This window comes from Streptomyces sp. NBC_01525 (assembly GCF_045040405.1).
Taxonomy (GTDB): domain Bacteria; phylum Actinomycetota; class Actinomycetes; order Streptomycetales; family Streptomycetaceae; genus Streptomyces; species Streptomyces benahoarensis.
The window spans coordinates 6,749,872-6,775,133 of record NZ_CP109397.1; the positions used below are offsets into that span (position 1 = coordinate 6,749,872).

At 67.7% G+C, this 25,262-nt stretch carries 23 protein-coding genes and 7 pseudogenes; 17 read left to right on the forward strand and 13 right to left on the reverse strand.

Going from position 1 to position 25,262, the window contains the following annotated elements:
- Window positions 1–92 precede the first annotated feature (92 nt).
- Window positions 93–1,028 carry a GNAT family N-acetyltransferase gene (locus tag OG422_RS29100; protein ID WP_405747181.1) on the forward strand — a complete coding sequence of 312 codons (936 nt, stop codon included), beginning with the start codon at window positions 93–95 and terminating at the stop codon, window positions 1,026–1,028.
- A 71-nt stretch (window positions 1,029–1,099) separates the two neighbouring features.
- On the opposite strand, the gene OG422_RS29105 is transcribed toward OG422_RS29100, so the two are convergent.
- Both OG422_RS29105 and OG422_RS29110 read right to left on the reverse strand, forming a co-directional pair.
- Complete coding sequence (locus tag OG422_RS29105) at window positions 1,100–2,890, reverse strand: tyrosine-type recombinase/integrase (RefSeq protein WP_405747183.1); 1,791 nt, start codon at window positions 2,888–2,890, stop codon at window positions 1,100–1,102.
- A 55-nt stretch (window positions 2,891–2,945) separates the two neighbouring features.
- Window positions 2,946–3,167, reverse strand: a complete 222-nt coding sequence (locus OG422_RS29110; RefSeq protein ID WP_405747185.1) for a hypothetical protein — start codon at window positions 3,165–3,167, stop codon at window positions 2,946–2,948.
- A 677-nt stretch (window positions 3,168–3,844) separates the two neighbouring features.
- On the opposite strand from OG422_RS29110, the gene OG422_RS29115 reads away from it, so the two are divergent.
- The 4 genes and pseudogenes from OG422_RS29115 (at window position 3,845) to OG422_RS29130 (ending at window position 7,447) form a co-directional block, all read left to right on the forward strand.
- Entirely contained in the window at window positions 3,845–5,185 is a 1,341-nt protein-coding gene (locus tag OG422_RS29115) for an erythromycin esterase family protein (RefSeq protein WP_405747187.1), read from the forward strand.
- A gap of 109 nt (window positions 5,186–5,294) precedes the next feature.
- A pseudogene (locus tag OG422_RS29120) lies at window positions 5,295–5,525 on the forward strand (transposase domain-containing protein); the annotation flags it as partial.
- Window positions 5,526–5,706: 181 nt separating this feature from the next.
- A complete protein-coding gene (locus OG422_RS29125) occupies window positions 5,707–6,561 on the forward strand; it encodes a transposase (RefSeq protein ID WP_405747189.1) in 855 nt (284 codons plus the stop codon).
- Window positions 6,562–6,658: 97 nt separating this feature from the next.
- Window positions 6,659–7,447, forward strand: a complete 789-nt coding sequence (locus tag OG422_RS29130; protein WP_405747191.1) for a tyrosine-type recombinase/integrase — start codon at window positions 6,659–6,661, stop codon at window positions 7,445–7,447.
- Window positions 7,448–8,627: 1,180 nt separating this feature from the next.
- On the opposite strand, the gene OG422_RS29135 is transcribed toward OG422_RS29130, so the two are convergent.
- The 9 genes and pseudogenes from OG422_RS29135 to OG422_RS29175 all read right to left on the reverse strand — a co-directional run.
- The gene (locus OG422_RS29135) at window positions 8,628–8,906 is read right to left on the reverse strand and encodes a hypothetical protein (RefSeq protein ID WP_405747193.1); all 279 of its coding nucleotides are present in this window, start codon (window positions 8,904–8,906) and stop codon (window positions 8,628–8,630) included.
- 201 nt (window positions 8,907–9,107) lie between these two features.
- A pseudogene (cas2e, locus tag OG422_RS29140) lies at window positions 9,108–9,436 on the reverse strand (type I-E CRISPR-associated endoribonuclease Cas2e).
- Between the two features lies 1 nt (window position 9,437).
- Window positions 9,438–10,361: a type I-E CRISPR-associated endonuclease Cas1e gene (gene cas1e, locus OG422_RS29145; protein WP_405748040.1), complete on the reverse strand. Its 924-nt coding sequence runs from the start codon at window positions 10,359–10,361 to the stop codon at window positions 9,438–9,440.
- Window positions 10,362–10,417: 56 nt separating this feature from the next.
- Entirely contained in the window at window positions 10,418–11,068 is a 651-nt protein-coding gene (gene cas6e / locus OG422_RS29150) for a type I-E CRISPR-associated protein Cas6/Cse3/CasE (protein ID WP_405747195.1), read from the reverse strand.
- A complete protein-coding gene (cas5e, locus tag OG422_RS29155) occupies window positions 11,065–11,838 on the reverse strand; it encodes a type I-E CRISPR-associated protein Cas5/CasD (protein ID WP_405747197.1) in 774 nt (257 codons plus the stop codon). Before cas5e ends, cas6e begins: the two co-directional genes overlap by 4 nt.
- The gene (cas7e, locus tag OG422_RS29160) at window positions 11,835–12,959 is read right to left on the reverse strand and encodes a type I-E CRISPR-associated protein Cas7/Cse4/CasC (RefSeq protein ID WP_405747199.1); all 1,125 of its coding nucleotides are present in this window, start codon (window positions 12,957–12,959) and stop codon (window positions 11,835–11,837) included. The genes cas5e and cas7e overlap by 4 nt, the downstream gene beginning before the upstream one ends.
- Complete coding sequence (gene casB, locus OG422_RS29165) at window positions 12,959–13,603, reverse strand: type I-E CRISPR-associated protein Cse2/CasB (protein WP_405747201.1); 645 nt, start codon at window positions 13,601–13,603, stop codon at window positions 12,959–12,961. The genes cas7e and casB overlap by 1 nt, the downstream gene beginning before the upstream one ends.
- Before the next feature lie 33 nt (window positions 13,604–13,636).
- Window positions 13,637–14,533 (reverse strand): type I-E CRISPR-associated protein Cse1/CasA, encoded by an 897-nt coding sequence (locus OG422_RS29170; protein ID WP_405747203.1) that lies wholly within the window; start codon window positions 14,531–14,533, stop codon window positions 13,637–13,639.
- 79 nt (window positions 14,534–14,612) lie between these two features.
- A pseudogene (locus tag OG422_RS29175) lies at window positions 14,613–15,149 on the reverse strand (type I-E CRISPR-associated protein Cse1/CasA); the annotation flags it as partial.
- On the opposite strand from OG422_RS29175, the gene OG422_RS29180 reads away from it, so the two are divergent.
- The 11 genes and pseudogenes from OG422_RS29180 (at window position 15,117) to OG422_RS29230 (ending at window position 22,977) form a co-directional block, all read left to right on the forward strand.
- A complete protein-coding gene (locus OG422_RS29180) occupies window positions 15,117–15,632 on the forward strand; it encodes a hypothetical protein (protein ID WP_405748097.1) in 516 nt (171 codons plus the stop codon). The pseudogene OG422_RS29175 and the gene OG422_RS29180 overlap by 33 nt on opposite strands.
- Window positions 15,535–15,750: pseudogene (locus tag OG422_RS29185) on the forward strand (DNA/RNA non-specific endonuclease); the annotation flags it as partial. The gene OG422_RS29180 and the pseudogene OG422_RS29185, both read left to right, overlap by 98 nt.
- A gap of 153 nt (window positions 15,751–15,903) precedes the next feature.
- The gene (locus tag OG422_RS29190; RefSeq protein ID WP_405748099.1) at window positions 15,904–16,434 is read left to right on the forward strand and encodes a hypothetical protein; all 531 of its coding nucleotides are present in this window, start codon (window positions 15,904–15,906) and stop codon (window positions 16,432–16,434) included.
- A gap of 655 nt (window positions 16,435–17,089) precedes the next feature.
- Entirely contained in the window at window positions 17,090–17,644 is a 555-nt protein-coding gene (locus tag OG422_RS29195; RefSeq protein ID WP_405747205.1) for a hypothetical protein, read from the forward strand.
- 351 nt (window positions 17,645–17,995) lie between these two features.
- Window positions 17,996–18,803, forward strand: a protein-coding gene (locus OG422_RS29200; protein ID WP_405747207.1) for an IS5 family transposase whose coding sequence is annotated in 2 segments (ribosomal slippage) — window positions 17,996–18,319 and window positions 18,321–18,803 — 807 coding nt in all. Because the reading frame shifts where the segments join, the coding sequence is not laid out codon by codon here.
- 163 nt (window positions 18,804–18,966) lie between these two features.
- A pseudogene (locus tag OG422_RS29205) lies at window positions 18,967–19,062 on the forward strand (hypothetical protein); the annotation flags it as partial.
- Between the two features lie 150 nt (window positions 19,063–19,212).
- Window positions 19,213–20,061 carry an ATP-grasp domain-containing protein gene (locus tag OG422_RS29210; RefSeq protein WP_405747209.1) on the forward strand — a complete coding sequence of 283 codons (849 nt, stop codon included), beginning with the start codon at window positions 19,213–19,215 and terminating at the stop codon, window positions 20,059–20,061.
- On the forward strand, window positions 20,058–20,243 hold the full coding sequence (locus OG422_RS29215; RefSeq protein ID WP_405748101.1) for a hypothetical protein: 186 nt from the start codon (window positions 20,058–20,060) through the stop codon (window positions 20,241–20,243). The genes OG422_RS29210 and OG422_RS29215 overlap by 4 nt, the downstream gene beginning before the upstream one ends.
- A 19-nt stretch (window positions 20,244–20,262) precedes the next feature.
- Complete coding sequence (locus OG422_RS29220) at window positions 20,263–20,643, forward strand: collagen binding domain-containing protein (protein WP_405747211.1); 381 nt, start codon at window positions 20,263–20,265, stop codon at window positions 20,641–20,643.
- A 488-nt stretch (window positions 20,644–21,131) separates the two neighbouring features.
- Window positions 21,132–21,863 carry a hypothetical protein gene (locus OG422_RS29225; RefSeq protein WP_405747212.1) on the forward strand — a complete coding sequence of 244 codons (732 nt, stop codon included), beginning with the start codon at window positions 21,132–21,134 and terminating at the stop codon, window positions 21,861–21,863.
- Window positions 21,864–22,416: 553 nt separating this feature from the next.
- The gene (locus tag OG422_RS29230; protein ID WP_405747213.1) at window positions 22,417–22,977 is read left to right on the forward strand and encodes an RICIN domain-containing protein; all 561 of its coding nucleotides are present in this window, start codon (window positions 22,417–22,419) and stop codon (window positions 22,975–22,977) included.
- A gap of 173 nt (window positions 22,978–23,150) precedes the next feature.
- On the opposite strand, the pseudogene OG422_RS29235 reads toward OG422_RS29230, so the two are convergent.
- A pseudogene (locus OG422_RS29235) lies at window positions 23,151–23,332 on the reverse strand (IS5/IS1182 family transposase); the annotation flags it as partial.
- On the opposite strand from OG422_RS29235, the pseudogene OG422_RS29240 reads away from it, so the two are divergent.
- Window positions 23,310–23,451, forward strand: a pseudogene (locus OG422_RS29240) (IS5/IS1182 family transposase); the annotation flags it as partial. The pseudogenes OG422_RS29235 and OG422_RS29240 sit on opposite strands and share 23 nt — an antisense overlap.
- A 604-nt stretch (window positions 23,452–24,055) precedes the next feature.
- On the opposite strand, the gene OG422_RS29245 reads toward OG422_RS29240, so the two are convergent.
- Window positions 24,056–24,574, reverse strand: a complete 519-nt coding sequence (locus OG422_RS29245; protein WP_405747215.1) for a hypothetical protein — start codon at window positions 24,572–24,574, stop codon at window positions 24,056–24,058.
- Window positions 24,575–25,262 lie beyond the last annotated feature (688 nt).

Consider the following 25,262-nt stretch of genomic DNA (forward strand, 5'->3'; position numbering starts at 1 on the left):
TCTGCCCGGACATCCGGCGCGCCTGACCGGCACGTCCTGCCGGGTCCCGAGCGCTGTACCCGTTCACAGGAGTTGACTTGACACTGACATCGGTGAGTTACCGACCTCTGTCCGGCCCCGAGGAGATCGAACTCTTCTGTCGGCTCTCCTACGTCCTGGACCACGAACTGACCGACGACTTCGCAAACGGATGCCGCCGCCCCGAGTGGACCTGGGTGGCCCTGGACGGCGACCGCCTCCTCGCCCGGCTCGCCTGGTGGACGACCCCAGGCGGTGACATCCCGCTGCAGTTCGACTTCTTCGACATCGACGACACGCTGCCCAAAGCCGACCGCGACGAGATCGGCCAGCGACTGTTCAAGACAGCGACGGCGGCCGTCTTCCCGGCGGGCGCCAAACTGCCGGAGTACGGTCGTTTCGTCCCGCCCGACTGGCGTGAGGACCCCGCAGCCCGCGAGGTGGTCGAGTCCCGCACGCGCCTGCTGGAGAGCACGGGCGCACGGCTGCTGGTCGAGCGGCTGCGGCTGCAATGGACCCCGTCGTCCCTGCTCCCGGAGTCCAAGGGGCGTCTCGTCTTCCGCCCGGTTGCCGACCGCGAGGACCTCCTCGCCCTGATGACCCCGGTCATGGAGGGCACCCTCGACGCCCACGGCCAGGCGGACCTGGCATCCGGACTGACCTCGCGCGAGGCGGCGGAACGGCACTACGACGGAGAGTTCGCCAGGTTCAAGAGCCCGCACGAATGGTGGCGCATCGCTGAACTGCCCGACGGCGGCGGCCCAGTGGGCTTCGTGATCCCGGCCCGCAACAGCTACCACCCGATCATTGCGTACATCGGCGTCCTGCCCGCACACCGCGGCAACGGCTACATCGACGAGATCCTTGCCGAGGGCACCCGCATCCTGGCCGCCGAGGGCGTCGACCGGATCAGGGCATCCACGGACCTCGGCAACGTCCCCATGGCAAAAGCCTTCGCCCGTGCCGGATACGTCAACTTCGAACGCTCCCTCAACCTGGTCTGGGACTGACCCCCTCTGCTGCGCCTCCGGATCTCTCCCCAAACGAGCTTCGCCCCGCGCAGTTGACCTTCGCATGTGCCTCAGCTGCAGGAGCCGATGGTCTGGCTGCCGCCGGGAACGGTCGTAAGGCGGGCCACGGGCGGCGTATCGGGATTGGGCTGAGGGCTGCGCAGCCGGATGATCTCCTCTTGCTGGGCGGCGATGCGGGAAAGCGCAAGGGTCTTGAACGAGGTCAGCTCCTCGATCGTCGCGCTCTGGCGGGCGAGACGATCGAGGAGGGTGTTGCTCTCGGCCTTCAAGCGGGCGACCTGGGCGTCTCGGGGGTCAGGGAGTGTGCCCGCTTCCTGCAGCGCCTTCAGCCGGCGTACGAATTCTTCGGCGAGGTGCTGGTATGGGCCGTCCCTCACGGTGCCGTTGGGGTCCTTCTTCGGATAGAAGCCGGTGCTGTTGACCCCCGCTTCCCCGGCCAGCGACTTGAGATCGCAACGGCCTCCGGGCGGGAGTTCTCCGCAAAGGAGTCGGTCCATAGCTGCGCGGATCCGTTCCTCGTTGCGTTGGCGCTCGGCACTACTGATCTGGCCCATGGGCTTCTCCACCATTTGTGACGTCAATCGTGGCGACGATGCGCTCGGCGCGTTCGGCTTCGGCCGTGAGTCGTGCTCGCTCGGTCTTCTGCCCGCGTCCGATCTTGCTGATGAAGGCTCGGCTGGTGACGGCGGATGTCGCCACCCGATGCGGTGGCAGGAGTGGTGGGTAGCCTGCTGGCAGCGGGCCGAGTCGCACATCCCGACCAGTGGCCGGCTGCGGTCGGAGCTGCGGGCGAGCTTGAGGCACAGTGCTTTGCCGGGATCGAGGAACCAGCAGTGGTTCGCCAGCCCCAGGTGCAGGGCGCCGGCCCGGATGGCCAGCAGGTTGATCAGTTCCTGGTCGCTTCGTTTCACCGTCGGAGCCGTCACGTCCAGCTCCTCCAGCTGGCGCTCGACGCTGGCGAAGAACGCCAGCAGGCCTTGGGCGCCGGGCCCGGAGGGGCGACGGCCGGCCTGGTAGTCGCGGAACGCCTGCAGCGTCAGGGTCTGGTTGCGGGACTCTTCCTCCTTGCCGATCTCGGCCAGGAAGATGGCCTGTGCTCCGCCGGGACGGTTGGTGTAGAGCGAGGTGGTGCTGGCGTGTTCGTGGCCGACTTGCTCCTGGACGAAGCGAGGGTCCCAGCCGTCCTCGATCAGGTGGGTGACGTAGGACCTGCGGAAGGAGTGGAAGTCGAGCCCGTCGTCCAGGCCGAGGGCCTTGCGGTAGGTGATGAAGCGGGAGTTGAGCCGCTGGCAGCCGATCCGCAGGTCCCGTTCGGAGGGCCAGGCGGCCGGGTTGTTGTCGGTGCCGAACAGCGGGCGGACCTCGGTGAACCATTCGTCCAGGACGTCCGGGGTCCAGTCGAACACGGTCAGCGCCCCGCGGCGTTTGGGCGGCGAGCCCTTCTTGGCCTTGCCGAACCGGACCTGGCAGCGGCCGAACTCGCCGAACTCGCCGCCGTGCGGGTTGCGGCCGAAGTCGGCGGCGTCCAGCATCCGTGTCTCGTTGCGCCGCAGCCCGTAGGCGTAGGCGGTCTTGAACAGCGTTGCGTCGCGGAAGGCGGGCGGCCAGCCCTTGCGGCCGAAAGCTCGGATGCGGGCAACCTCGTCGTCGTAGTGCGCGAAGAAGGCGTGCAGTTCGGCCTTGGTGAACGCGCGCTTCTTGGCGTCCGCCTCGTTGTCCTGGACGTGTGCTGCGGTGTTCCACTCGTGCACCACCTGCACGGGGTGGGTCCCGAACCGCTCTTCGCAGGTGGCCGTCCACTCGTAGAGCGGATCGGTGACGAAGTGGCAGAACGCTCGCACGGCCTCGGAGTACGAGCGGATTGTTGAGCGCTTCAGGTCCCGCAGTGAACGTAGGTCACCGAGCCCACGCGAGCGCTTTGACCGTGTTCTCCCGGCCCTCCACGGTCGTCCGGGCCAGATTCCGCGCGAGCTGCCGGTTGGCGAACCCCGTCAGCATCGCCGCGAAGACCTGCTCTTCCGGCCGCAGCAACGCGACCCCGTCGACCAGATGCAGCCTCGCCGCCCCCGGTATCGACCCGTTGAACCCCACCGATTCGCCACCCTCCGCGACTCGCATCAGATGCGAGAAAACCGCATCCTGTGCGAGTCGTCGGCAAAATCCCAGGTCGGCCGCCTGTGCGGACCGCAACGAGGTCCAAGACGCGGGTATCGTCACCCCCAGAGACCATGCTCAAGTCCGCAGGTCCGCAGGGCGATTGCCCTTGCCTCCCTAGAGGATTCGCCGACTATCGCGAGTTCGCATCCGATGCAACTGGCGGCGGTCGGAACATCGCTGTCAGATCATGCGCTAAGGACTCGTCGTCCCTGGTGGGTGTCCTGTCTCATGGAAGTCAGTCGCTGCCAGGCTATAGACCTGGCCCGACTGTCTTCGCTGAGATGTCCGGCCTGTCTTCGTTGAGACATTCTGCGTCCGGCCGGCGGCTCCCCGCTGGATCCTTGTCCCGTCTCTGCCATCTGGTCCCTGTCTCAGGTGATCTGGTCCGATTCGCTCGTTGTGTCAGATGATCTGGCCCGCCGCGAGCGGCAGACACCTGTGATGACGAATGAGGATGCCCGGGACAGGGCGCTGCCCAACCCGCTCCTCCAGGGCCCAGGGCGCCTGACCCTGAAACCCGGGTCATGGGGCTATCCCCCGGGAAGGTGTCGGGTCGGCCCCATCGCGCCCGGGCCGCCGCGCGCGTGACGATCTTCTCAGCAGCACTTGACACCAAACACGTTGAGGAGTGATCACACATGATCGGCAACGGGAAGCGGCTCGCGGCGGCTCTCGCCCTGTCCGCGACGCTGGCCCCCGCGGCGGCCGCGTGCGCAGCACCGGCGGCGTCCGCATCGGCCGTCGCGTCGGCCCCCGTCCGCGCGCTGGACCGGATCGCCCATCCGCTGCGGTCGACGGAGCCGGGCACCGGCACGGCCGACCTGCACGCCCTGGGGGTGACGGTCGGCGACGCCAAGGTGGTCGGCGTGGGCGAGGCCACGCACGGCTCGCACGAGTTCTTCGCCTTGAAGGACCGGGTCTTCCGCTACCTCGTCGAGCAGAAGGGATTCACCACCTTCGCACTGGAGATCAGCTGGTCGGCGGGTCTGCGGATCGACGACTACCTCCAGCACGGCGACGGTAACCGCGACGCGCGGCAGGTCGTGCACGAGGTGATGGCCGGATCTCCCTGGGACCGCGAGGAGTTCGTGACCCTCGTCCGGTGGATGCGCGACCACAACCGCCAACACCCCGACCGCCCGGTCCACTTCCTGGGCGACGACATCGGCGCGCCCAAGCTCGACGAGCGGGTCTTCGACAACGTCACCGACTACGTTCGGCGGACCCGTCCGGAATCCCTGCCGCGCCTGAACGAGCTCCTCACCGGCCTGCGCCCGCTCGACGACGCCATCGCCTACCTGGAGCGGCCACTCGCGGAGCGGCAGCAGAATGCGGCCAAAGCGCAGCACATACTGGAACTTGTACAACGTCAGAGGTCGGGGGGCGGCGAGGACTTCGAGTTCGCTCTGCAGAACGCCCGCAACATCGCCCAGACCTACACCTTCCTCACCCTCAACCCCGGCGACCAGGAATCGTTGACCGCCATGGAGCGCTACCGCGACCAGGTGATGGCCGAGACCACGGCATGGTGGCAGCGGCGCACCGGCAGCGGGGTCCTGCTGTCGGCCCACAACGACCACGCAGGCTACGCGGCCTCCGACCCCGCGACGTACCCGAAGACCCAGGGCTCGTTCCTCCGCGACACCCTGGGCGCGGACTACCTCGCCATCGGCACCACCTTCGACCAGGGCTCCTTCCTCTCCAAGGACGAGGCGCTCGGCGGCGAGTGGAAGAAGTTCACCGTCGGCCCGGCCGGTCCCGGCACGAACGAGTACACGCTCAAGCAGGTCCGGTACCGCGACTACTACGCCGACCTGCGCAAGGCACCCGCCGCCGCCCGCAGCTGGCTGGACATCTCGCGCCCGACATACAACGTCGGCACGCAGTACCCGAACGACAAGACGCCCGAGATCGCCATCGGCAGGGCCTACGACGTCCTGGTCCACCTCCATACCGTTCGGGAGGCGAGCAAGCTATAGCGCCCCAGCGCGAACCGGGCGCCTGCCGACCACCGGGCTGGGTCGCCCCGGCTGCCCCGGCCAGCGACCGGCTCATCGCCCGCCGCGACGTCCACCTGGGGTGGACTTCGTGTTGGTCGATGCGGTGCTGGAGGAGACCGGGACCGTCCAGAAGCGGGTCAGGCTGCTGCCTTCGCGGGTGGTGGTGTACTTCGTCCTCGCGCTGGCCCTGTTCGAGCAGTCCAACTACCGAGCGGTGTGGGGCAAGCTCGTCGCCGGTCTGAACGTCCTCGCCCTGGCACGGCCGTGCGTCTCCGCTCTGTGCCGGGCACGTCGCCGAGTGGGAGCCAAGCCGTTCAAAGCGCTGTTCGAGACGCTGGCGGGGCCCGTTGCCTGGGCGCACACCCCCGGGGCGTTCTGGCGGGGCCTGCGGACGGTAGCCATCGACGGCGCCCATCTGCACATGCCCGACAGCGAGCCGATCGCCGCCCAGCACTCCAAGCGCAAACGCAAGGGCGAGGACCTGGAGTTCGGCTACCCGCTTGCTGCGGCTGCTCGTCCTCATCGAGTGCGGCACCCGGGCCGTGCTCGGCGCCGCCTTCGGTCCGGAGAACGCGGGAGAGACCGCATACGCCGAGCGGCTGCTGGGTCAGCTGACCCCCGGAATGCTCGTGTTGCTGGACACGGGCTTCGACAGCTGGCCTCTCCTGTCCCAACTTCGCTCCACTGGAGCGGAGTTTGTCTGCCGTTCCGGTGCCCGGCGCATCCCGCTGATCACCAAGCGGCTGCCGGACGGCTCGTACCTGTCGACGTTCGGCATGGGGAAACTGCCGGTGCGGATCGTCGAGGCGTGGATCACCGTGACGTACCAGGACGGCACCGTACGCCGAGAGCAGTGGCGCCTGGCCACCAGCCTGACGGACCACACCGGCTACCCCGCAAGCGAGTTGGTCGATGGTTACCACGAGAGGTGGCAGGTCGAGGCGGCCTATTTCTCGATCAAGGCCACGATGCTCGACGGCCGGGTCCTGCGCTCCGTGTGCTGTGCAGACATCGACCAGGAGGTGTACGCCCTGCTGACCGTCTACCAGGCACTTGTGCGAATCGCGGGCGACGCCACCGCGAGCCGGCCGCGGCTGGACCCCGACCGAATCAGCTTCACCGTCGCACTGGAGGCCGCCCGCGACCAGGTCACCATCGCCGGCGGGGTTCTCCCTGATGCTGTCGCGCTGGTGGGGACGATCGGCCGCGCCGTCCTGGACAACCTCCTGCCCGCCCGCCGCCGCCAGCGAGTCAAGGCCCGCACCCGCAAGAACCCACCAGCAAGTACAGCAAGAACTCCATCCAGCACCCCGCCACCGCCCAGCACTACACCTTCGAAACCGAAGTCATGGTGATGGAGCAAGGCTTGAAGGCCAGGTCAAAGCGTTAACTCAACGGCGTTGCGGCTGGAGTACCAAGACGGCGCGGCGCAAACGGGCCGCCTTCAACGAAGTGCTCAACACCGCAGTGGAGAAAGGTTACTTTGCGGAGAACCCGCTCAACGGGCTCAGGTGGAACGCTCCGGCGGTCAACGAGGAGGTGGACCCGGCTGCCGTTCCCAATCCGGCCCAGGTCGCCCGGCTTCTCATCGCGGTCGCTCGGCAGCGCGGGCGCGGCCCTCACCTGGAGGCGTTCTTCGGCTGTATGTACTACGCGGCGATGAGGCCGGCGGAGGTCATTCACCTCCGGCTCGAACAGTGTCATCTGCCCGAGACCGGATGGGGGATGCTCAACCTGTCAGGTGGCGTCATCACCGCGGGCAAGGAGTGGACGGACGACGGCGCGGTGCACGAGGCGCACTCGCTCAAGCGCCGCGCGGCTTCCGCGACCCGGCCTGTGCCCATCCCGCCGCAGTTTGTGCGCATCCTCCGTGCACACATCGAACGGTTCGGCGTGGCGCCGGACGGACGGCTGTTTCGGAACCAGGCCGGCAACTACGTGGACGCTTCTGCGTATGGCACGACGTGGGCGCGGGCACGGAAAGATGCCCTGGCCTGCACCGAACTCGTCTCCGGCCTGGCCAAGCGGCCATACGATCTCCGGCATGCCGGGATCTCGTTCTGGCTGTACTCCGGTGTGGATCCGGCTGAGTGCGCTCGCCGCGCGGGCCAGAGCATCGAAGTCCTCTTTCGCCACTACGCCAAGTTCCTGGATGGAGTCCGGGAGCAGGCCAACCGCCTCATCGAGCAGTCGATGAAGGAGTGGGACCGTGTCAGCCAAGGCGCGACGCTTGAGGGGTGAGTCGGTGTTTTGGTCCGTGACTGGTCCGGAACAGCTGGTCAGGATCGGGATAGCGGTGGGAGGAACTGATAGTTACGACGTAAACCGGGCCCTGGTCTGAGAGGGGCGAGCGGAAGGCGCCTGAGGGGCAAAATCCCAGCTCAGGCGCCTTTTCTCGTGCCTCTAGAAGAACCCGAGCCTCTTCGGCGAGTACGACACCAACAGGTTCTTGGTCTGCTGGTGGTACAGAGCTCACAGTGGTGCTGACCTGCTGAAATGACGGCCGTGGCTGCCGTTGGTGGAGCGCTGGTCCGTGCATGGTCCGGATCTTGGCGTCAGCTACCTACTTGCTGGGCCAGGGCTGTCGGCAGCGCCCAGGAGGGCGACATTCACCAGGCCGCCGGCGCCTGATCAGGAGCAGCGCGGCGTGGTGACCCTCGGCTGGCTCGGCCATGACCGTTGCCACTGCCCTTCGCGGCGCCCGCTGTCTCCGTGGCCCTGCGTAGGAGGGGCGGTGTGCAGGAGGCGAGGGGCGGGGGCCGGGCCTGGGAAGAGCTGAATGTGTATGGGCGGGGTAACCCGGCCAGACACTGGGCGCGGTGCCTCTTCGGCTTCACTGGCACGGCAATTTGCATCTACTTTGCAGGCGGCTCCCTGGCCAGCATCTTTGCAGGTCACGATGGATGCAGCCAGGATTCGCGAACGTGCAGGTGTGGTCATGTGTGGGCGGCTCTCGTCGCCTCCATGCTGACCTCATGCTAACTTTCCTGACGGTTCGTCAATGAATCTTCTTTGCGGCGTGGTGCCGTCGCAAGCGGGGCTCTGGTCGGTTCTGGTTGCCCTGTTGTGGGGGAGTGGCGAGTGTTCGGATGGCGTGGTGATGGCAGGCCGCCGGTATTCCGCATGGTCCCAGAGGTCTTCCTTGACCTCTGGGACGTTGCCGAACTCGTCCCCGATGCGGTCGGCGACCCGCTGTAGGGGATAGCTGACCTCCCTGGTAGCGGTGCTGAGCTTTTGACCGCTGCTGCGTGTCGGCCGCCGTGCAGCGCGGCCTCAGCACCGGCAGAGATCAGATCCAGCACCCGGTACAGCGGCGCGTAGCGGGGCTGGATCGCCTCCCCCTGCCAGACCATCCACAGCAGCCCACACCGGGCGATCGCAAGGGGCATGGCCAAGACGCACCAGAATTCAGCGACGGACATCATGGCGCAGGGCGGTAGTCGAGGACCCCGCCAGCTGTGCAGCCCGCCCCGTTCACGGTCCACGCAAAGGCGGTGAACAGGACGGCGACGACGACGGCCGGAACCCGGCGCAGGAGCGTTCTGCACCGATACGCCAGGGCCTGGCGGACGAAGGCGGCGTCCAGGCCGACGCCCAGCTCGGCCGCCGCCGTCTGCGCCGGGTCCAAGTGCTTGTCGACCCGCCAGCGGTACACACGTAAGGCCGGGCGCCACCACGCCGGCCGGAGTACGTCGCTCACTCGGGGCACGGGACCTCCAGGCAGGGCTTCTCCGGATCACCCCCACGCTGGTGGGGAGAACTCCGGAGCACCCCGGCACCGGCTCCGGCGCCGACGGATCACCCCCACGCTGGTGGGGAGAACGGCACCCCGGCCAACGGGCAGGTCACCGGGTACGGATCACCCCCACGCTGGTGGGGAGAACACTTCGCGACCTGCGGATTATCCCTGGGTTTCCTTTTTCTTTGCCATTCTTGGGAGCTGTGGAGCTCCTGTCATCTGGATGAGGGTGAGTCCGTCGAAGTCCATGGGGATGCGGCGGCGGGTGCCGGCGGTGCGGAGGGTGTAGCCCTGCTGTGTAGGTGCTGGGTGAATCAGGACCGCGGCGCCGTCACCTACAACGTCCGTGACGGCGTCCACAGTTGGTCGCGAACACGGGCGGAGACGGCGCCGACGAAGATGCCGGGTACCACTTCGGTGGTCCAGCGGCTGAGGGCGCCGCGGAGGTGGTCGGGGACGGCGGTGGTGGCGATGACGAGCATGGAGGGCATCTCAACCTCCGTCCGGTGCGTAGTTCACCCCAGCGGGAAGGGTGCCGGTTTTCGGATCCCAGAGGTGGACAAGGCGGACGTCCTGGCGCTCGGGGCGTTCGTCGCTGGTGCCGGGGGCGAGGAGGGCCTGGATGTCGTGGACGATGCGGGGGAGCAGGCGGATGAGGCGGAGTTCCTCGCGGAATTTTCTGCGGGCTTGTTGTTCGGGGTTGGACGATTGGTGGAGGGAGAAGGCAACTGGCAGGGTTGTCTCGGCTTTGTAGAGGTCGGCGATGTCGTAGACGAAGGCGTGCTGCTTGCCGGTGTGGACGAAGCCGAGGGCTGGTGAACAGCCCAAGGCCAAGACAGCGGCGTGGATGATGCCGTACAGGCATGTGTTGGCTGCGGATAGGGCGAGGTTGACCGGGTCTTGGTGCTGCCACTGGTCGGGGTGGTAGTTGCGCCGGAAACGGCCGATGCCGTGTTGCTGGGCGAGGAGTGTGTAGAGGGCCTTCATGTGTTGGCCCTCCATGCCGCGCAGTTGGGCGAGGGTGGTGCCGTCGGGGACGGTGTCGTCGCCGAAGCGCATCTCGTACATGCGGGTGGCGGTGGTCAGGCGTTGTTGTGGGTCGGTCCAAGCGGTCACCTGCTGTTCGAGCCAGTGGGTGGTGAGGGAGTCGGGCAGGATGCCTGCACTGGCGCGGACGCCGCCCGCGCCAGTGCACACCACGCTTGTGCCGTGGCGGGCGAGGGTGGACAGGGCGCGGGTGGTGATGGACACACCGGGCCCCAGGAGCAGGCAGGTGAGTGCGGCGGTTGGGATGTAGACGGTGTCGGTGCGGTGTTCGTCGGTTTTGATCTGGGCGCAGACTCCGGTGTCGTCCTGGACGACACGGACCATGTCGAGGTAGAGGAAGGACGGGGAGTCTGCGATGCGCGGGAGCATGGCGAGGGTGGGGGCGGCGAGGCGTTTGCGGGCCTCTCCTTCTCCGCGGGGTGTGTTCATGGGGCGCTTGCTGGGGCGAGGCTGAGCAGACCGGCGCCGTAGGGTTTGGCGCGTCCGATGCCTGTGAGTACGGCGTGTGTGAGGGCTTCAGGGTCGGTGACGGTGGCGGTGCCGCCGTAGCGCAGCAGGTTGTGCTGCACCCCCGGGGCGTCTTTGGTGCGGGAACGCACCGCTGTGACCGGTGTGGGCGCCAGGGAATGGACGTGCAGTCCGGCTTCGGCGGCGCGACGGGCCCACCATTGATCAGCGGCCGGCCCGATGAGCGGGACGATCTTGCCGCGCTTGTTCTTCATCTCCAGGGGGAGGCGTTCGCGTTTTGCCGGGTTGACGACGACGCGGTAGCGGACCGGGATTCCCTCTTTCAGGGCGTTGAACATCGGGGTCAGGTCCTTGACCGTGGCGTGACCGTATTCGCTGGGCAGGCGCGCGGGTTCAAGCGTGGCTGCCTGTACGAGGAGTGTGCTGGCGGTGTCGGTCTCGTCGAGGCGGTAGAGCAGGCCGGCCGCCTGCCGAGGACTGTCGCCGAGTCCGTCGGGAGCCATCCGCATAAGGGTGCGGTGCATCTGGGTGGCATCGCGCAGGTCGCGTTGGACGGCGCGGCTGTGGGGATTGAGCCGAATGCGGGCGATGGCCGCGCGGGGACTCATGAGGGGCCCTCCTTGGTGGCGTAGTCGACCAGTCGTCGGTGCAGAGAGAGGGGGCTATCCGCCAGCGTGGCGGGCAGTTTCTCCTCCGTGCGGTGCAGGCGGCGTTTGCCGTGGCTGCGGCTGTGGGGGGCGAAGCTGTGCGGAACGTCTTGAACCGTGAGCGTGTCCGCACTGGTTGGGGCTTGGTGCCGTGCGCGCTCCCACAGGAACGTGGCCAGGACAATGCCGTTTTGAGGAGCGCGGCGTGCGAGGTCCGGGCTGAGCGGCACGTGGTGGAGCAGTTCGCCAACCGGGTCGGCCGCGTCGGTGCGCAACAGGAGGGGCTCGTCCGGTGGGCAGGCACGCCGGCCCAGATAGGGAGCCCAGTGCGGTTGATGCAGAGCATCCGCTACGCGGGCGGTGTCTTTGCGGGGGCCGGTGATGGCGATGACGAACACGGCGTCGGCCAGGTAGTGACGGCGTGTTACCACTGCGGCGCCCTTGCGGCTGCCTCCGCTGGTGGCGGCGGTTTTGTCTTTGGCCTGGCCGCCGCCGACAGTGTGGTAGTCGACGAGGCTGACACCGGGCCGGTCGATGCGGATGGTGAATTCGAGTGCGGCGTATCGCTGTAGTGCTGCGGTGTCATGCCGGGGGATACCTTCCGCCGCGGCGAACATGCCGATGAGCGCGGATCGGGTGGGGAAGAGGGCAGTGTCCCGCTCTGCGCTGAACGCGGAGCGTTCACCCCAGGACTGCAGGGGGCCGGCCAGCCGCATGATCAGTCCCGTCACGCGTGCTCCTCGGGGGCGGGCAGGGCTGCGTCCACGGCGGCGTCGATCAGGTCGTGGAAGGAGTCATAGGCCGGCCCGAGGGGAGCAAGGTCTTCAGTGGCGATGGCGGCGTGTCCGTGGAAGGGGCGGTTGCGGTCGCCGCCGGTAAGGCGGTTGAGGTTGTCTGCGTACGTCGCCAGGGCGGCGCGTGAGGGCCGGGAGTAGCCGCCTTCGTGGTCCTTGACGGGGGTTTCGAAGGCGGCGGCCAGGGAGAGGGGCCGCTGGGTGCGGACGGCGAGGTGGGCGAGGTCGGGCACCGTGTGGGGGGCGGTGCTGTTCTTCTTGGCCTGGGGCAGGGACAGCAGGAAGTGCTCGGCGAAGGAAGCCAGAACGGTGCGGGCAGCGTCGTGATCGTTGTCGAGGTTCGTGAGGAGGTCGGTGACATTGACGGTGGCGTAGCGGTGGAAGACGCCGGCGCTGAACTCGCTGGTGTCCAGATGGCCGCTTCCGGTATCGGCTTCGCCGAGCCAGTCGTCGACGGCGGTGAAGTAGTCGCGCTGTGGTTCGGCGGCGTGGGTGGTGAAGGCGTGGGCGACTTGGGCGGCACCGTCGACGTTGGCGCCGGGCAGCTCAGCGAGCATGCGGCCCAACAGGGAGATCGAAGCGGTGCGGCGCTTGAGGATCTCCTCGATACGGTCGGCCGGCAGCACTTGCCCCGGCTTCTTCTTCCTGGCGTTCTTCTCCAGGCTGTCACGGTGCTCGGTACAGACCGCGGCGAGTTCCTCCAGGCCGCTTTCCGGCAGGAACAGCAGGACGGAGGTGTGGCCGTCCTTTTCCGTGCCGATGCCCTTCTTGCCGGCGCTGGCGGCGACCTGAGCGCCGGCGAAGGCGGCGAGGTCGGCGGGCCACCCTGCCTGGACGAGGGCTTCGCGGACCTTGAGGGGAACCAGCCTGGTGCGGGCGGCCTTCTCACCGAGGTCCTGCTCCACGCCGAGGCGGATCACCCGCTTCCAGGACTGGCTGGAGACCCGGATGCGGGGCGCGTTGCCGTACCGGACGGATTTGGGAGATCCCAGATCATCCCTGTTGAGGTTGGCGGCCGGCACTGACTGGGTGGCGGACAGATCCAGGAAGCGAGCCATCAGATGTTCTCCTCGTGTGCGTCGGTGGGTGCGGTGTTCGTGTCGTCGCTGCCTTCGGCGTGGTTGAGGGTGCGGAAGTAGCTCTCCAGCCAGCGGGTGGCGACGCGGTCGCGGTTGCGGTCCCACCAGGCGAGGTCCTCCAGCAGGACCGCCCAGTCCACGGCGATGCCACCGGAGAGCAGGTGGCGGGTCAGGGCCGGCAGCCGTGGGTGGAGGACGTCGCTGCTCTGGCGGCTGAAGAGGTGCAGGTCGCCTTCGGCCGAGCCGGGCTTGATGACGTCGGCATTGACCGCGGCCGCCATGCTCGCGCCCAGGTTCGGCCGCGTGTACCAGTCTGGCGGGGCCTGCGCCTCGTCGGATCGTTCAGCGTCGGCGTCACGGGCGGATCGGGGCCGGGCGGCGATGAGCGCGGCGACCGCGTAGTGGGCACGCTTGGCACCACTGTTGTGCACGGCGTGCTTCGGAAGGCGCCGTACGAGATGGCGGTGCAGGTAGTTGCAACGTTCGACAGGCAGACCGAGTCCGGTGCGCAGCTCGGACTGGGTTCGCTTGTTCTCACACAGCGACAGCACGTAGGCAACGAAGGTGTCGGAGGACCGCGGCTGCGCGGGTCCAGCCGCCGTGTCGGCGGAGGCAGGAGGCATGGAACATCCCTGAAAGCGGTGAAGTATGGCGGGCTATGTGTCGGAACGCAGGAGGGAACGAAGGACTGCGCGAGCGCGGGTACGGGCGCGGGCTACCCGGATGTCGGCGCGGTTGACCGGGCCCAAGGCGTCGTCCAGTGCGGTCAGCGCGGCCTTCACCAACGAGGGCATCGGTGGGGTGTCGCACCGCTCGGGGTCGGCCAGCTGCCAGAACTCCCGCTCGGCGGCGGGCCAGTAGCGGCCCGCCGCGGCCTTGGCCCATGGGCCGGGCTTCTTGGCGTCGAGCTTGACCTTGGCCGCGGAGGCGGCGGTGGCGTCGTTGGCGATCTTCCAGGCCAGACGGGCGGCGTAGTCCAGACGGGAGCCGACCGCTTCCGCGGCTTGGTGGCAGCGGGACATGTGGCGGGCCATCCGGACGTCGGCCTCCTCCTGCCACTGCAAGATGGGCGGGGTGGTGGCCTCGAACCAGGTGGTGTCCTTCTGCTGCCCGTCCTGGGCGAAGCCGTACGCGCGCACTGACAGGCGGGAGCGCAGTCGCGGCGGCAGACTGTTGAGGCTGGGCGGCCGCAACGACTGGTGGCCGGCGTCCTTAAGGAGCAGCGCGTCCACGTCCCGCCACAGCGCCCGCGTACTGCTCGCCTCACGCTGCCTCAGCTGTCCGTCGTTGCCGCGGTCGAGGATGAGGTACGGATCGTGTGTGGCCTGCCGGGGCGCATGCGTGGACCACGTGATGTAGGCATCGACTACTTCTTTGTGATCCGCGGACGGCACCAGGAGAACGGCGTGCCGGAACCGTCCGGTCAGCAGCCGTCCCGGCCAGGTCAGTGCCTCGGGTGGGCCGAGCGGATCCGGCAGATTCGTAGCTTCCCAGGGGCAGGCGTCTGCCACGTCCTCGTCGGTGGCATCGTCCGGCAGAGGGATGCTCAGCACGAGGCTGGTGAACAGGTCCCGCCCCCCATGGGTGGTACGAGATGGCTTTGCGTAGCGGTCCCGCATCGCCGCTACCGGCCCTCACCTCGGTGATCCTGCGCGGGGTGCACTGACCGGACGGCCCATAGTAGAGCTGAGCGATCAGGTGCCACACCGCCTCGACCGCCGGCACCGCCACAGGCTCATCGTCGGTGAAGTGCCCGAAAAGAACCGCACCGTTGACCCCGGTGGGGCGCCCGAAGACCAGCTTGTTCACCCCCGACGGATTGGGGGTGCCGTGCCCGTCCACACACTGCACGGCCAGGCGCGGATCCTGCAGGAAGGGGCGTTCGGGGTCGAACAAGTCGAAGCGGCCCGACGGCACTTTGTCATCGAAGTACGCGTCCACGGCTGCGGTATCGAATCGCCCCCGAGCCAGGACCCGGTCGCGTGCTTCCAGCCACGTCACAACCCCCTCGGTCACGTCCTCGTTGTCCAGGCGCACCTCGTCCTCGTCCTGAGCGATGCGCGCCGTCATTACCGCGAGGATGCGCAGCAGCCCCGACGCCGCAGGCGGCAGAGGTAACTCCACGTCTACGATCTCGTGAGCCCTGTGGAACAACTCCCGAAGTCCCACATGCGCGGCTTGTCCCGTCGCCAGCCGGATCGGGATCCACCGCTCGTCCCGCAGGTCGAATCCACCGATTATGTGCCCTCCTTCCCACTGGCAGTAGGGGACCGCGGCGGCATCAAGGCCGTCGTCACCCAGCTCGATCACACCGGCCTCAAATCCTTCAAGGGCCCCGGCCTGAAGTCGTTCGAACTGACCCGGCTCAACGCAGGTGGGCCCCGCTTGGCCGTGGCCGGGGAGGGACCCACCGGCGCTGGCCCCTACGCAGCCATGAGGGACAAGGGACTGACCGGTCATCCACTGCTGCGCAGTGCGGAGGGGAGCGGCGGCCGCGGCCGTGTGCCACAGAAACCCATCCCGCCGTATGCGAAGCCGCTGGACCGTATGGGGCGTGCCACCGGCGTCGAAACGACGATCACGAAGGCCATGCTCGACACCGGTACCAAGGCGTCCCGGCGCGCCCCCGGGCTGGGAAGGCGCAGCTGCTGAGCATACGCGCGGGCACCTCCTGGCCCGGTCCCTCGGGGGCGACGGCCGTTCCGAAGCCAACATCGTGATCATGTACAAGACGGCGAACAACGACGTGATGGAGAAGCTCGAAGAGCAGATCTTCGAAACGGTGAAGGAGCGCGGGAGCGTGGAATATTCAGCAGCCCCGGTATATGCCCCCCCCGGGCGACGTCATTCCCACCGGCGTCCACATCAGGGCCGTCGGGCCCGGCCTGCACATCGACCAGACCATCATCAACAAGTAGGACCCATGACTGATCTCGAACTCTTGGCATCGTTTCCCGCGACTGGTGAAGCAGGACCGGTCCTCAACGACTGGGCGGCCGCCGAAGAATCTCTGCACACCAGCTTTCCGCCCGGCTTCAGGGCCTTCCTCGACACATTTGGTGGCGCGAAGTTCGACGACTTTCTCCAGGTGTACCGGGCAGGCGCCGAGAACAAATATGTCGACCTGGTGGCGAATACGGTTAAGGCGCGGGGCACCATGGAAAGGACACGGGACTGGATCCGGGAGCTACTGATCGGGCGCGGCGTGGAGCCCGCGCAGCTCATCTGCTGGGGTGGCACGGATAATGCGGACATGTGCTTCCTGGTCCCGCACGAAGATCCGGAACGGTGGGCCGTCCTCACCGTCATCGGCCGCGGCAGGGAGTACGACCTGTACGAAGGGCCCGTGGAGAGCTATCTGCTGCGGGTCCTGCGAGGCGACCTGGTGAGCGAGGTTTTTCCGGAGGACTTCCCTGACGAGGAGCCCGCCTATGAACGCAACCCCTGGATCTAGCGTGCGCGGCAACGCTCCTGCGCCGGTGCGCGATCGGAGCAGAGGTCTCAGGGACGTCGTCGTCGGCGAGTTCGAAGTCCCGTCCCGCCAGGCGGCAGGAGTATCAGCACACGTGGCGCAGGGTTCAGCGGGCCACGGCGGTTTGGCTCCGATGCCGGACCGGAAACCGTGCTCGACGGTGTGCGATGCGGAGCGCGGGTCCGTCTGGCGGCGGTCGACCGCCTGCCACGGCAGCTCGATCGAGTGCATCTGCTCGGCAGCCTTACCAGGCGGGCGCCACACACCAGGTACTCGACGTTGGCGAGGCCGTCCTCGTTGGTGCTGCCTTCGGCGAACTCAAATTCGTGGATATCGAGGCCCGAACGTCGCCGTTGACGCGGTGATCAACGCCCGCAGGGCTGATTGCTGCCGTTTCCACCCCCGGGGCCAGCTGCTCCTCGGTAACCTCACCGGCACGAACGTGCGGGGAGGCTGAATGACGACGGCGGTGGTGGGGTTCCGGCTAGGGACCGGTACGCGGCAGGCGACGGTCCTCGTGACGCAGAGCGGCAGACTGCACCTTTCCTCCGGTGTCTATGGACGGCCCGGACGTGTATCTCCGCCGCGCTTGTCCTGCGGAGAGAACCCCGTTCATGCCAAGGTCGCCGAGTTGCGCATGCTGCATGCTGAGCGTCTGCGCCGCGGCTACACTGAGGTGCTCATCCCGCCGACGAGTTTGCGGCTGGACGTGACCGAGCCGCCACTGGCAGACCACCCTTGGGGTGCCGATGCCCCGGGCCCTGACCCTGCTCTGATCAATGAGTTCACCGGAGCAGCGCCGGGCACACCGCGGTCGCTGGAGGAGGCGATCCGCGACTTCTACACCGCCATCGGCGCCCCGTCACGCCCACAGCACCTCGACCGCCTGGCCCGGGCCGGCGCCCCGCGGGCCGCAGCTCCCGTACCTCCCAAGGTCGCGGCACTGATGCGCGCCCTCGCCCACGGATCCCGCATCGCCTCACCCGCCCACCACAGCACCGGCTACGACATCACCGCAGACACCGTCCGACTACGCGTCGGCCACGCCGCCGAACACCTCGACCGCCAGGGCGTCACCGAACTCCATGCCACCCTCAGCGCCTGGCTGCGCCTCAACCCGCCACCGTCGGAAGGTCGTTCTGCCGCTTTCGGACGGGAGGGCGCCGGTGACTGTGGCGACGGGACGCCGTGAGGCTTGCTCGACGCCGTACCACGTCGGGGTCGTACACCGCTGCTGCCGAGCGACGACGGATTGCTGTAATGGTGCTGAGGCGAGAGCCGTAGAGGTACTGCAAGGCTTCGGTCCGCCGGAGAAAGAAGGGTGTTTTCGCGGAAATAATTCAGCCCCTCCTGGCATTACAACTGTGCGTTCCAAGGAGGGGATTGGGCCTGAAGCTGTTTCACGCGAAGAATGACGGTATGGTCGAGATCGCGGCACGTCTTGCTGAGGTCGAGGCGGATGTCCAAAGAGCTCGTAACACGATCTTGCTGAATCGTCCTGGTTGGCCGTGACCGGTGTGAGGATTCGGCCGTTCGTGATGGTGTGACTACTCGGCCGTGGATCGTGGATGACGACTTGTGGGCGCTGATCGAGCCGCTGCTGCCGCCCTGGCCGGAGCGGTCGCCGGGGCCGAGGCCGGTGTCGGACCGACTCTGCCTCCAGGGCATCCTGTTCGTCCTCTACAACGACATAGCCTGGCAACTCCTGCCGTTGGAGCTGGGGTTCGGCTCGGGTCAGACGTGCTGGCGGCGTCTGGACCGGTGGCAGAAGGCCGGCGTCTTCGACCGGCTGCACCGGATCCTGCTCGCGGAGCTAAACGCGGCCGGCGAACTCGACTGGTCCCGGGCGTGTGTGGATGGTTCACACATCCGGGCGAAAAAGGGGTGCCGACACCGGTCCGTCGCCGGTCGACCGGCGCAAGACAGGCAGCAAACATCACCTGATCTGCGACGGGCGCGGCACCCCGCTCAAAGTCATCACTACTGCGGCCAACGTCAATGACGTCACCCAGATCCTCGCCCTGGTCGACGGCATCCCGCCCGTCGCGGGCCGCCCCGGCCGGCCCCGCCGCAGGCCCGAAGCCCTGCTCGGCGACAAGGGCTACGACTCCAACGTCCATCGTGACGAACTGCGTCACCGGCGGATCCTGCCCGTCATCTCCCGCAAGGGATCACCGAACATCAAGGGCATGGGCGAGCTCCGCTACGTCGTCGAGCAGACCTTCGCCCTGCTCCACCACTTCAAACGCCTCACTGTCCGATGGGAGCGTCGCACTGAACTCCACGACGCCTTCGTCTCCCTCGCCTGCAGCCTCATCTGCTGGAGACGTCTCAAGAAAGCCCGCTCATGATCGTGTTACGAGCTCTTAGAGCGTCCTCGCGGATATTGCCGCCCTCGTCCTCGTCGTCTCGCCGGGCGATGAGACCTACCGTGGCTATTGTCTGGAGCAGGTCGCCGCTGCGTACGACGTTGTCCTGCTGACCGGAACGGAGCCGACGTGGGAGACGCCGTACATCGTCGACCACGCTGTCGTCGATCTCCACGACACTGCCGAACTTCTCGCCGCTGGCCAGGCCCTGGCCGCACGACACGAAATCGCCGGCGTCGTCACCTGGGACGAGTGGCACCTCGTCCACACCGCCCGCCTTGCCCGCAACCTTGGCCTGCCCGCGAACTCCGTCGAGGTGACGCGGGCCTGCCGCAACAAGGCCACCGCCCGCGCCCTGTTCGCCCGCCACGGGGTGCCGTCGGCTGCATCGATGAAGGCCCGGACCCTGTTGGAGGCCGGACTGGCGACGATGACCCTCGGCTACCCAGCCGTCATCAAGCCCACCTCGTTCTTCGGCAGCATCGGCGTGATCCGCATCGACCGCCCTGAAGAGCTGCCCGCCGCCTTCGAGTTCGCCGCGGCCGGCGCGCGCCGCAGCCGCGAGGACACCGACGTCCTGGTCGAGGAACACCTCGACGGGCCGGAGGTCTCCGTCGAGTGCGTCACCCACCGCGGCGTGACCACCGCCGTCGCCGTGACCCGCAAGATCCTGGGGCCCGCCCCGTACTTCAACGAAACTGGCCATACCGTCGACGCCGCCGACCCGCTCCTCGCCGCGGTCGCCCCCGTCGCCGCTGCCGCGGTCAGGGCGCTGGGTATCACCGACGGCGTGCAGCACGTCGAGATGCGCCTCGTCGACGGACGGCCCCGGCTGATCGAGGTCAACGCCAGGATCGGCGGCGACATGATCGGCCGCCTCGTCCACCTCGCCACCGGCATCGACCTACCGAAGGCGGCCGCCGACCTCGCCTGCGGCACAGCTCCGGACCTCACCCCGACCCGCCAGGAGGCTGCGGGCATCCGCATGCTCTACCCGCCCGCCTCCGGCACCCTCACCCAGCGACAGATCAACCAGCCGTTCGCCAACCGCGTCCCCTGGCTGCGGCAGGTGCAGTGGACACGCCAGGTCGGCGACCGACTCGTACTCCCGCCCGAGGGCAACCTGTTCACCGCCCGAGCCGGGTGCTACATCGTCACCGGCCGCGACACCGCCGAGGTCGACGAGCGCCTCGACACCGCGGCCGACGAGTTCACCGTGACCGTGCAGGCGGCCCGATGAACTCCCAGCCCGACCGGGACCCGCGCCACGACATCGATGGCGACGTCTATGTCTCCCCGCGCTACCTCGCCTCCACCACCGGGATCGGCGACCCCGCCCTCGTCCCGCTTCTCGACCTCGGCTGGGAACTGCAGCACGACGACCTCGGTAACGCCTACCCGATGACCTTCCCTGCCCCCTGATCAAGGAGTCCTCCTCCTCGTGCACGCACGTTTCGTCCGATCCGCCGCCGTCGCCGTCGCGGTGACCGGCACCCTCACCTGGGCGCCGGCCGCGAGCGCCCAGCCCTCCGAACCGACCCCCTCGGCCTCCGCGGCTCCCGCCGAGACACCGGCCCCGGACGCGGGCAGCGTCGAGATCACCGCGAAGGACCCGGCAGGAGATGCGCTCCCCGGCGCCGAGTTCCAGCTGCTCGACTCCGCCGGCCAGGAGGCCGGACGCAGGAAGACCGACGCTCAGGGGAAGCTGGCCTTCCCCGACCTCGCGCCGGGCGTCTACCGGCTCAAACAGACGACCAAAGGCCGTGGGTTCGAGTTTTCCGAAGGGGGCTCCGAGCGGAACCGACGGGTGGTGCAGCTGTGACCGTACTCCGCCGGGCCCGGGTTCGTCCGGGTCCGGCGAACCCGGGCCCGGCCGCCGAGAGAGGCTGCATTGCCTGAGTCGGGAACCGACGAAGCGCGGTTTGTGGGGTGACGAAAGACAGGCCATGGTCGGTGGACCCGGCTGCGCCTTCTACTCGGTTGTCTTGTCGCAGGGAAGGTTGAGTGGCTGCGTGCGAGGGGCCGGGCCAGGGCAAGGACGGTGGCGTCGTCACGGTAGCCGTCCTCGCTGATGGCTGTGCCGATGCCCCACGGCCGATGCGAACCTCAGTGTCGTTACGTTGAGTATCGCAACGGTCGCATAGTGTGTCGTGTAGGTGTCTGTGCTGTTTCCGCCGTCACGATGTGCTGGGCTCACCCCCGAACAGCACCCGGGAAAGCCACGGTCCGCAGAACCTGGCGGCTGCCCGGAGGTCGGCCACTGTGCTGGCCCCGGGCAGCCGTGTCATCCGTTAGCGGTGAGGGAGTGCAGTGAGCAATACGGAACCGAAGCTGATCTACGGCCAGGGGGCCGAGGCGTGCCCCGAGGGGAATTTCTGTCTCTATCGGGCCACTGGCTTCAACGTGGGTCAGACCCCGGGGCGTGGTGACAAGATCCTGGCCATTCCGATGGGCGCGTATGTCAATGACTTCTCCGAGTACGGGTTCGACCACAGCGGTGACGGGGTAAGCGGGGTCGTCAACAACACCATCGAGGACAACGCGCTCTTCTCGGCCGCCAACCAGCAGGGGCACTCACTACCGGTGGACCGAGGGACCTCGATCGCGAACCTGGCCGCCATCCCCATGGCCGGGAGTCCGAACGGCTCCTGGAACGACCAGGCCCAGTCCGCGCTGGCATCCCGCTTCGTGGGGAACCTACGCGTCGACCAGGAGCTGCGGGGCCACTGGGCGGAAGGCCCGGGGCACCTCTACTCCTACCGGCTCACGATGTACGCCGAGGACACCCGCGTCATGAAGTGGGCCGTGGGCTTCGGTGCCCTGCCGGAGGGAACCTCACTGTCCAAGAGCTTCAACGACACCTTCTGGGGCGAGATCCTCCGCAGCGGCACCGACGGTGCCGTGCTGCTCAGCTCCCCCGATGGCGGCGGACACAGCGTCGATCCCGGGACGGCCCTCCCCATCGACATCCAGGTCGTCTACCCCGACGAAAACCCCGCCTACGAGCGACTCACCGGCCTGAACGCCCAACAACTGGGCTGACCCGGCACCTGCCCACACCGAACCGGAATACGGCCAGCGCACGGCGTGCACCCTGCTTACCGCCGTCCGCTGGCCGCTGTTCCCCGACGCCGGGGGACAGCTGGGCAGGCGTGGGCATAGGTCTCCTCCTGGAGATCGGAGTGGGTGTCGGACGGCCCGGCTGGACCCCTGCGAGCATTCCGTGCTGTGAACGCTTGCTTCTGCCCCTCCAGACGTGTGTGAACCCGGCGCCGGCGCAGGAGCGCAGTGTGCCGGGCTGTCCCTCGACGCGCGGCACCTGGCCTGAACGCGTGTTTCTGATTCTCAAGTCAGCTCGCAGAGCGGACTCCGCTCTCAAGATCTCTAACGGCGTCATGTGTAGCCACTGAGTGGGGGCGTGTCCAAGGCGACGAGAGGCGCAATAGGTCAGTCCGTGTGCCTCCTGCGCCCCCAGCGAGAGTGGTTTGGCTCAACTGTCCGTTGTCGTCTGCCGATGGAACGAACAGCTCGACCGTTACGACGCAGCGACGGTTGTAAGAGCGGGAGTATCCAGCCAACGAGAAGCGAGGTTCGCGTGATCGGCAATGTGCTCAGGACTCTGAGGCGGCCAGCGGTGACCGCAGTCACAGCGGCAGCCGCCCTGGCCACCATGATGGGGGTGCCTCAAGCTGCTTCCGCAGCCGGGCCTTCCAGCGCGAAGGAGGCAAGCGCCACGTACCAGATGGGCCGCGAGATCAGGACGTTCGCGGACAAGTGCTTGACCGTCCGGGGTGAGTCGGGCGGCGACAGCGTTCCGATCGACCAGTACCGGTGCGTTGGCCTGTACTCCCAGCGCTTCACCCTCCGCGAAGTCGGGAACGGGCAGTACGAGATCAGGACGTTCGCGGACAAGTGCTTGACCGTCCGGGGCGAGTCGGGCGGCGACAGCGTTCCGATCGACCAGTACCGGTGCGTTGGCCTGTACTCCCAGCGCTTCACCCTCCGCAAAGTCGGGAACGGGCAGTACGAGATCAGGACGTTCGCGGACAAGTGCTTGACCGTCCGGGGCGAGTCGGGCGGCGACAGCGTTCCGATCGACCAGTACCGGTGCGTTGGCCTGTACTCCCAGCGCTTCACCCTCAACCCGCCGCTCTGAGCGGCTGCTTCTGCCCCTCCAGACGTGTGTGAGCCCGGCACCGGTGCAGGAGCGCAGTGTGCCGGGCTCACACACGCTCGGTCGCGGACTTCTTGTAGGGCTCAGTCGACGGGCTGGGTCTTCTTCTTCCAGGGATTCGGGGCGCCAGGAGTGGCTCAGCCGTTGGCAGGCGCCGGTTTCCGCGGCCAGCTGGGGGTGGCGCCTTTCCGGGCCAGGCGCATGGTCATGAGGGTGATGGCGGCCCAGGTGTCAGGGTCTCGAAGTGCTGGATGAGCCGTTCGTAGTCCCTCGCGTGGCGGCGGGCGTGCATCATCCACGCGGCCGACCCAACTGGCTGGCTGATGCACCACCGCCGTCTGGCTCGCGACTACGAGGCCCATCCGCACCTCCGAAGCCATAATCCACATCGCGATGATCGACCTCATAAGCCGACGACTCACCCGCGAATCCACCCCGAACTGGAAGTACTCGTAGCTGCCGGTTGACGCAGGCGGAACGCGGGCACTCCTATCCGGTGGCCGGTCGCCGAGCCACACTCACCCGCGCGTCATCGCTCCTCATGGTCCGCGGCCAGCGCTCATCGATGACCATCGCCGCTTCACGGCAGGCGCCGCAGGCGTTCTCCCGCTCCAGCAGTCACCCGTAGTCAGACGGCGACATGCCGACTTCCTGGATTGCGCACACGGTCCTGTCGAAGATTCCGAAGGCGTGGGCGACGTCAGCAGGAAGGCCGTTCGCAACGGCCCTCTCCCAGCGCACCTCCATCGGCAGGTGCGGCGGCCGCGCGATCTCGAACCACTCACCACCTACATGCGTGGCGGCGTAGCACCAGGAGCAGGACCAGATCTCCTCGTGCCACTCGGTCGGCGGCACGGGCCATTGCCACATCGCCCTTCCACACACATCACACCCAACGAGCGGATCCTGACATGCTCACGCGCATGGCCACTAACCCCCTGGCCTGCCGGGACTTACCCAACACCCCTGCCAGGACAAAACGCTCTTTGAGAGCGGTACGGACGAATCCCTCCTGCGCTACGTCCCCGACCGGCGGACAGTCCGGGCTGAACCGACGGTGTCAGCCGATGTCGTCGGCGCGTGGGGACGGGCGTGGCCCGGAGTTGCGTAGGCGGTACTCGACGATGCCGGGCTGGTCGACTGTGGAGGTGTAGCGGAGCGCCGCCCCGACGGAGAGACCAAACAGGTCGCAGATGCGGCGGGGGTCGCCGCCGGTGGCTTCGGCTTCGTTAAGGAGACGGTCCTCGCGAAGTCGACGGGCGGGCATGCCGAGAGTGTCGTTGATCCACACGTGGCTGAACCTGCCGATGCCGCAGGCGGTGGTCTGGGAGATGAACAGGTGCGGATTGGCGGTGCGTGGCCACCGGTTGGTTCGGTATCCCCGGTACTTCTCCAGGCGGGTGCGTACTTCGTTGGCGAGCAGGACGGTGCGGTCTTGCAGGAACAGGCGGCCGTCACGCAGGTCAGTGGTCAGCATCGTCTGCAGCTCTTCGGAGGTGAGCGCGTGGAAGATGATCAATGATGCCAGAGCCGCTTTCGGCGTGGCCTCGTCCTTCAGAGTCCCGCGGAGGTCGTCCACCTGGACCGGTAGTGGCACGGTTGGGAAGGTGCTGCCACCGGAGATCCGGGTGGTGGGATCGGTGAAGATGAGCCCTCGGCGCTTCAGGAGACGTCGGTTGCCCGGAACGGCGCGCCGGGGGTGTCCTGCAAGGCGAGCAGGATGCGCAGTCCACGACCGAGGCCGAAGGCGGTTCCCTTTTTCAGCCTATGACGCCGTGCGTAGTCATCAGCTGCCGCCTCCAAGGCTGCTGCGATCCCCGGTGCGTCGACCTTTGGGAGTCCGCGTCGCAGATCGCGCTCGTGCGGGGGGAACAGTACGAGCTGCCGGTACTGGACTGGGGCCAACGGTGGTGGCGGATCGGTGGAAGGAGGAGGCTGCCGGTCTTCCTGGGTGTCCTACCTCAGTTGCAGGCGTCGCTCCATGTCGGCGAGGAACAACTGCTGCCCGTTCCGGTTCGCGCCCTCCAGCTCCAAGGCGCGCTTGGGGTGACGCAGCATCCGGGCTTGCCGCCAACACAACCGACACGCGCGGTCGCGTAGACAGAGCTCTCGTCCGCAGACCCGGCACGGCCGCGGTCCGGGGTAGGTCCTACGCCGGCCTCGGCACCCCAGGCGCAGCCCGCCATGACTGCGCAGCATCCCCCACGCAAAGCAGTCCGGGCAGGATGCTGGGAGCTCAGGAGAACCTCGATAGCAGCTACGGCATT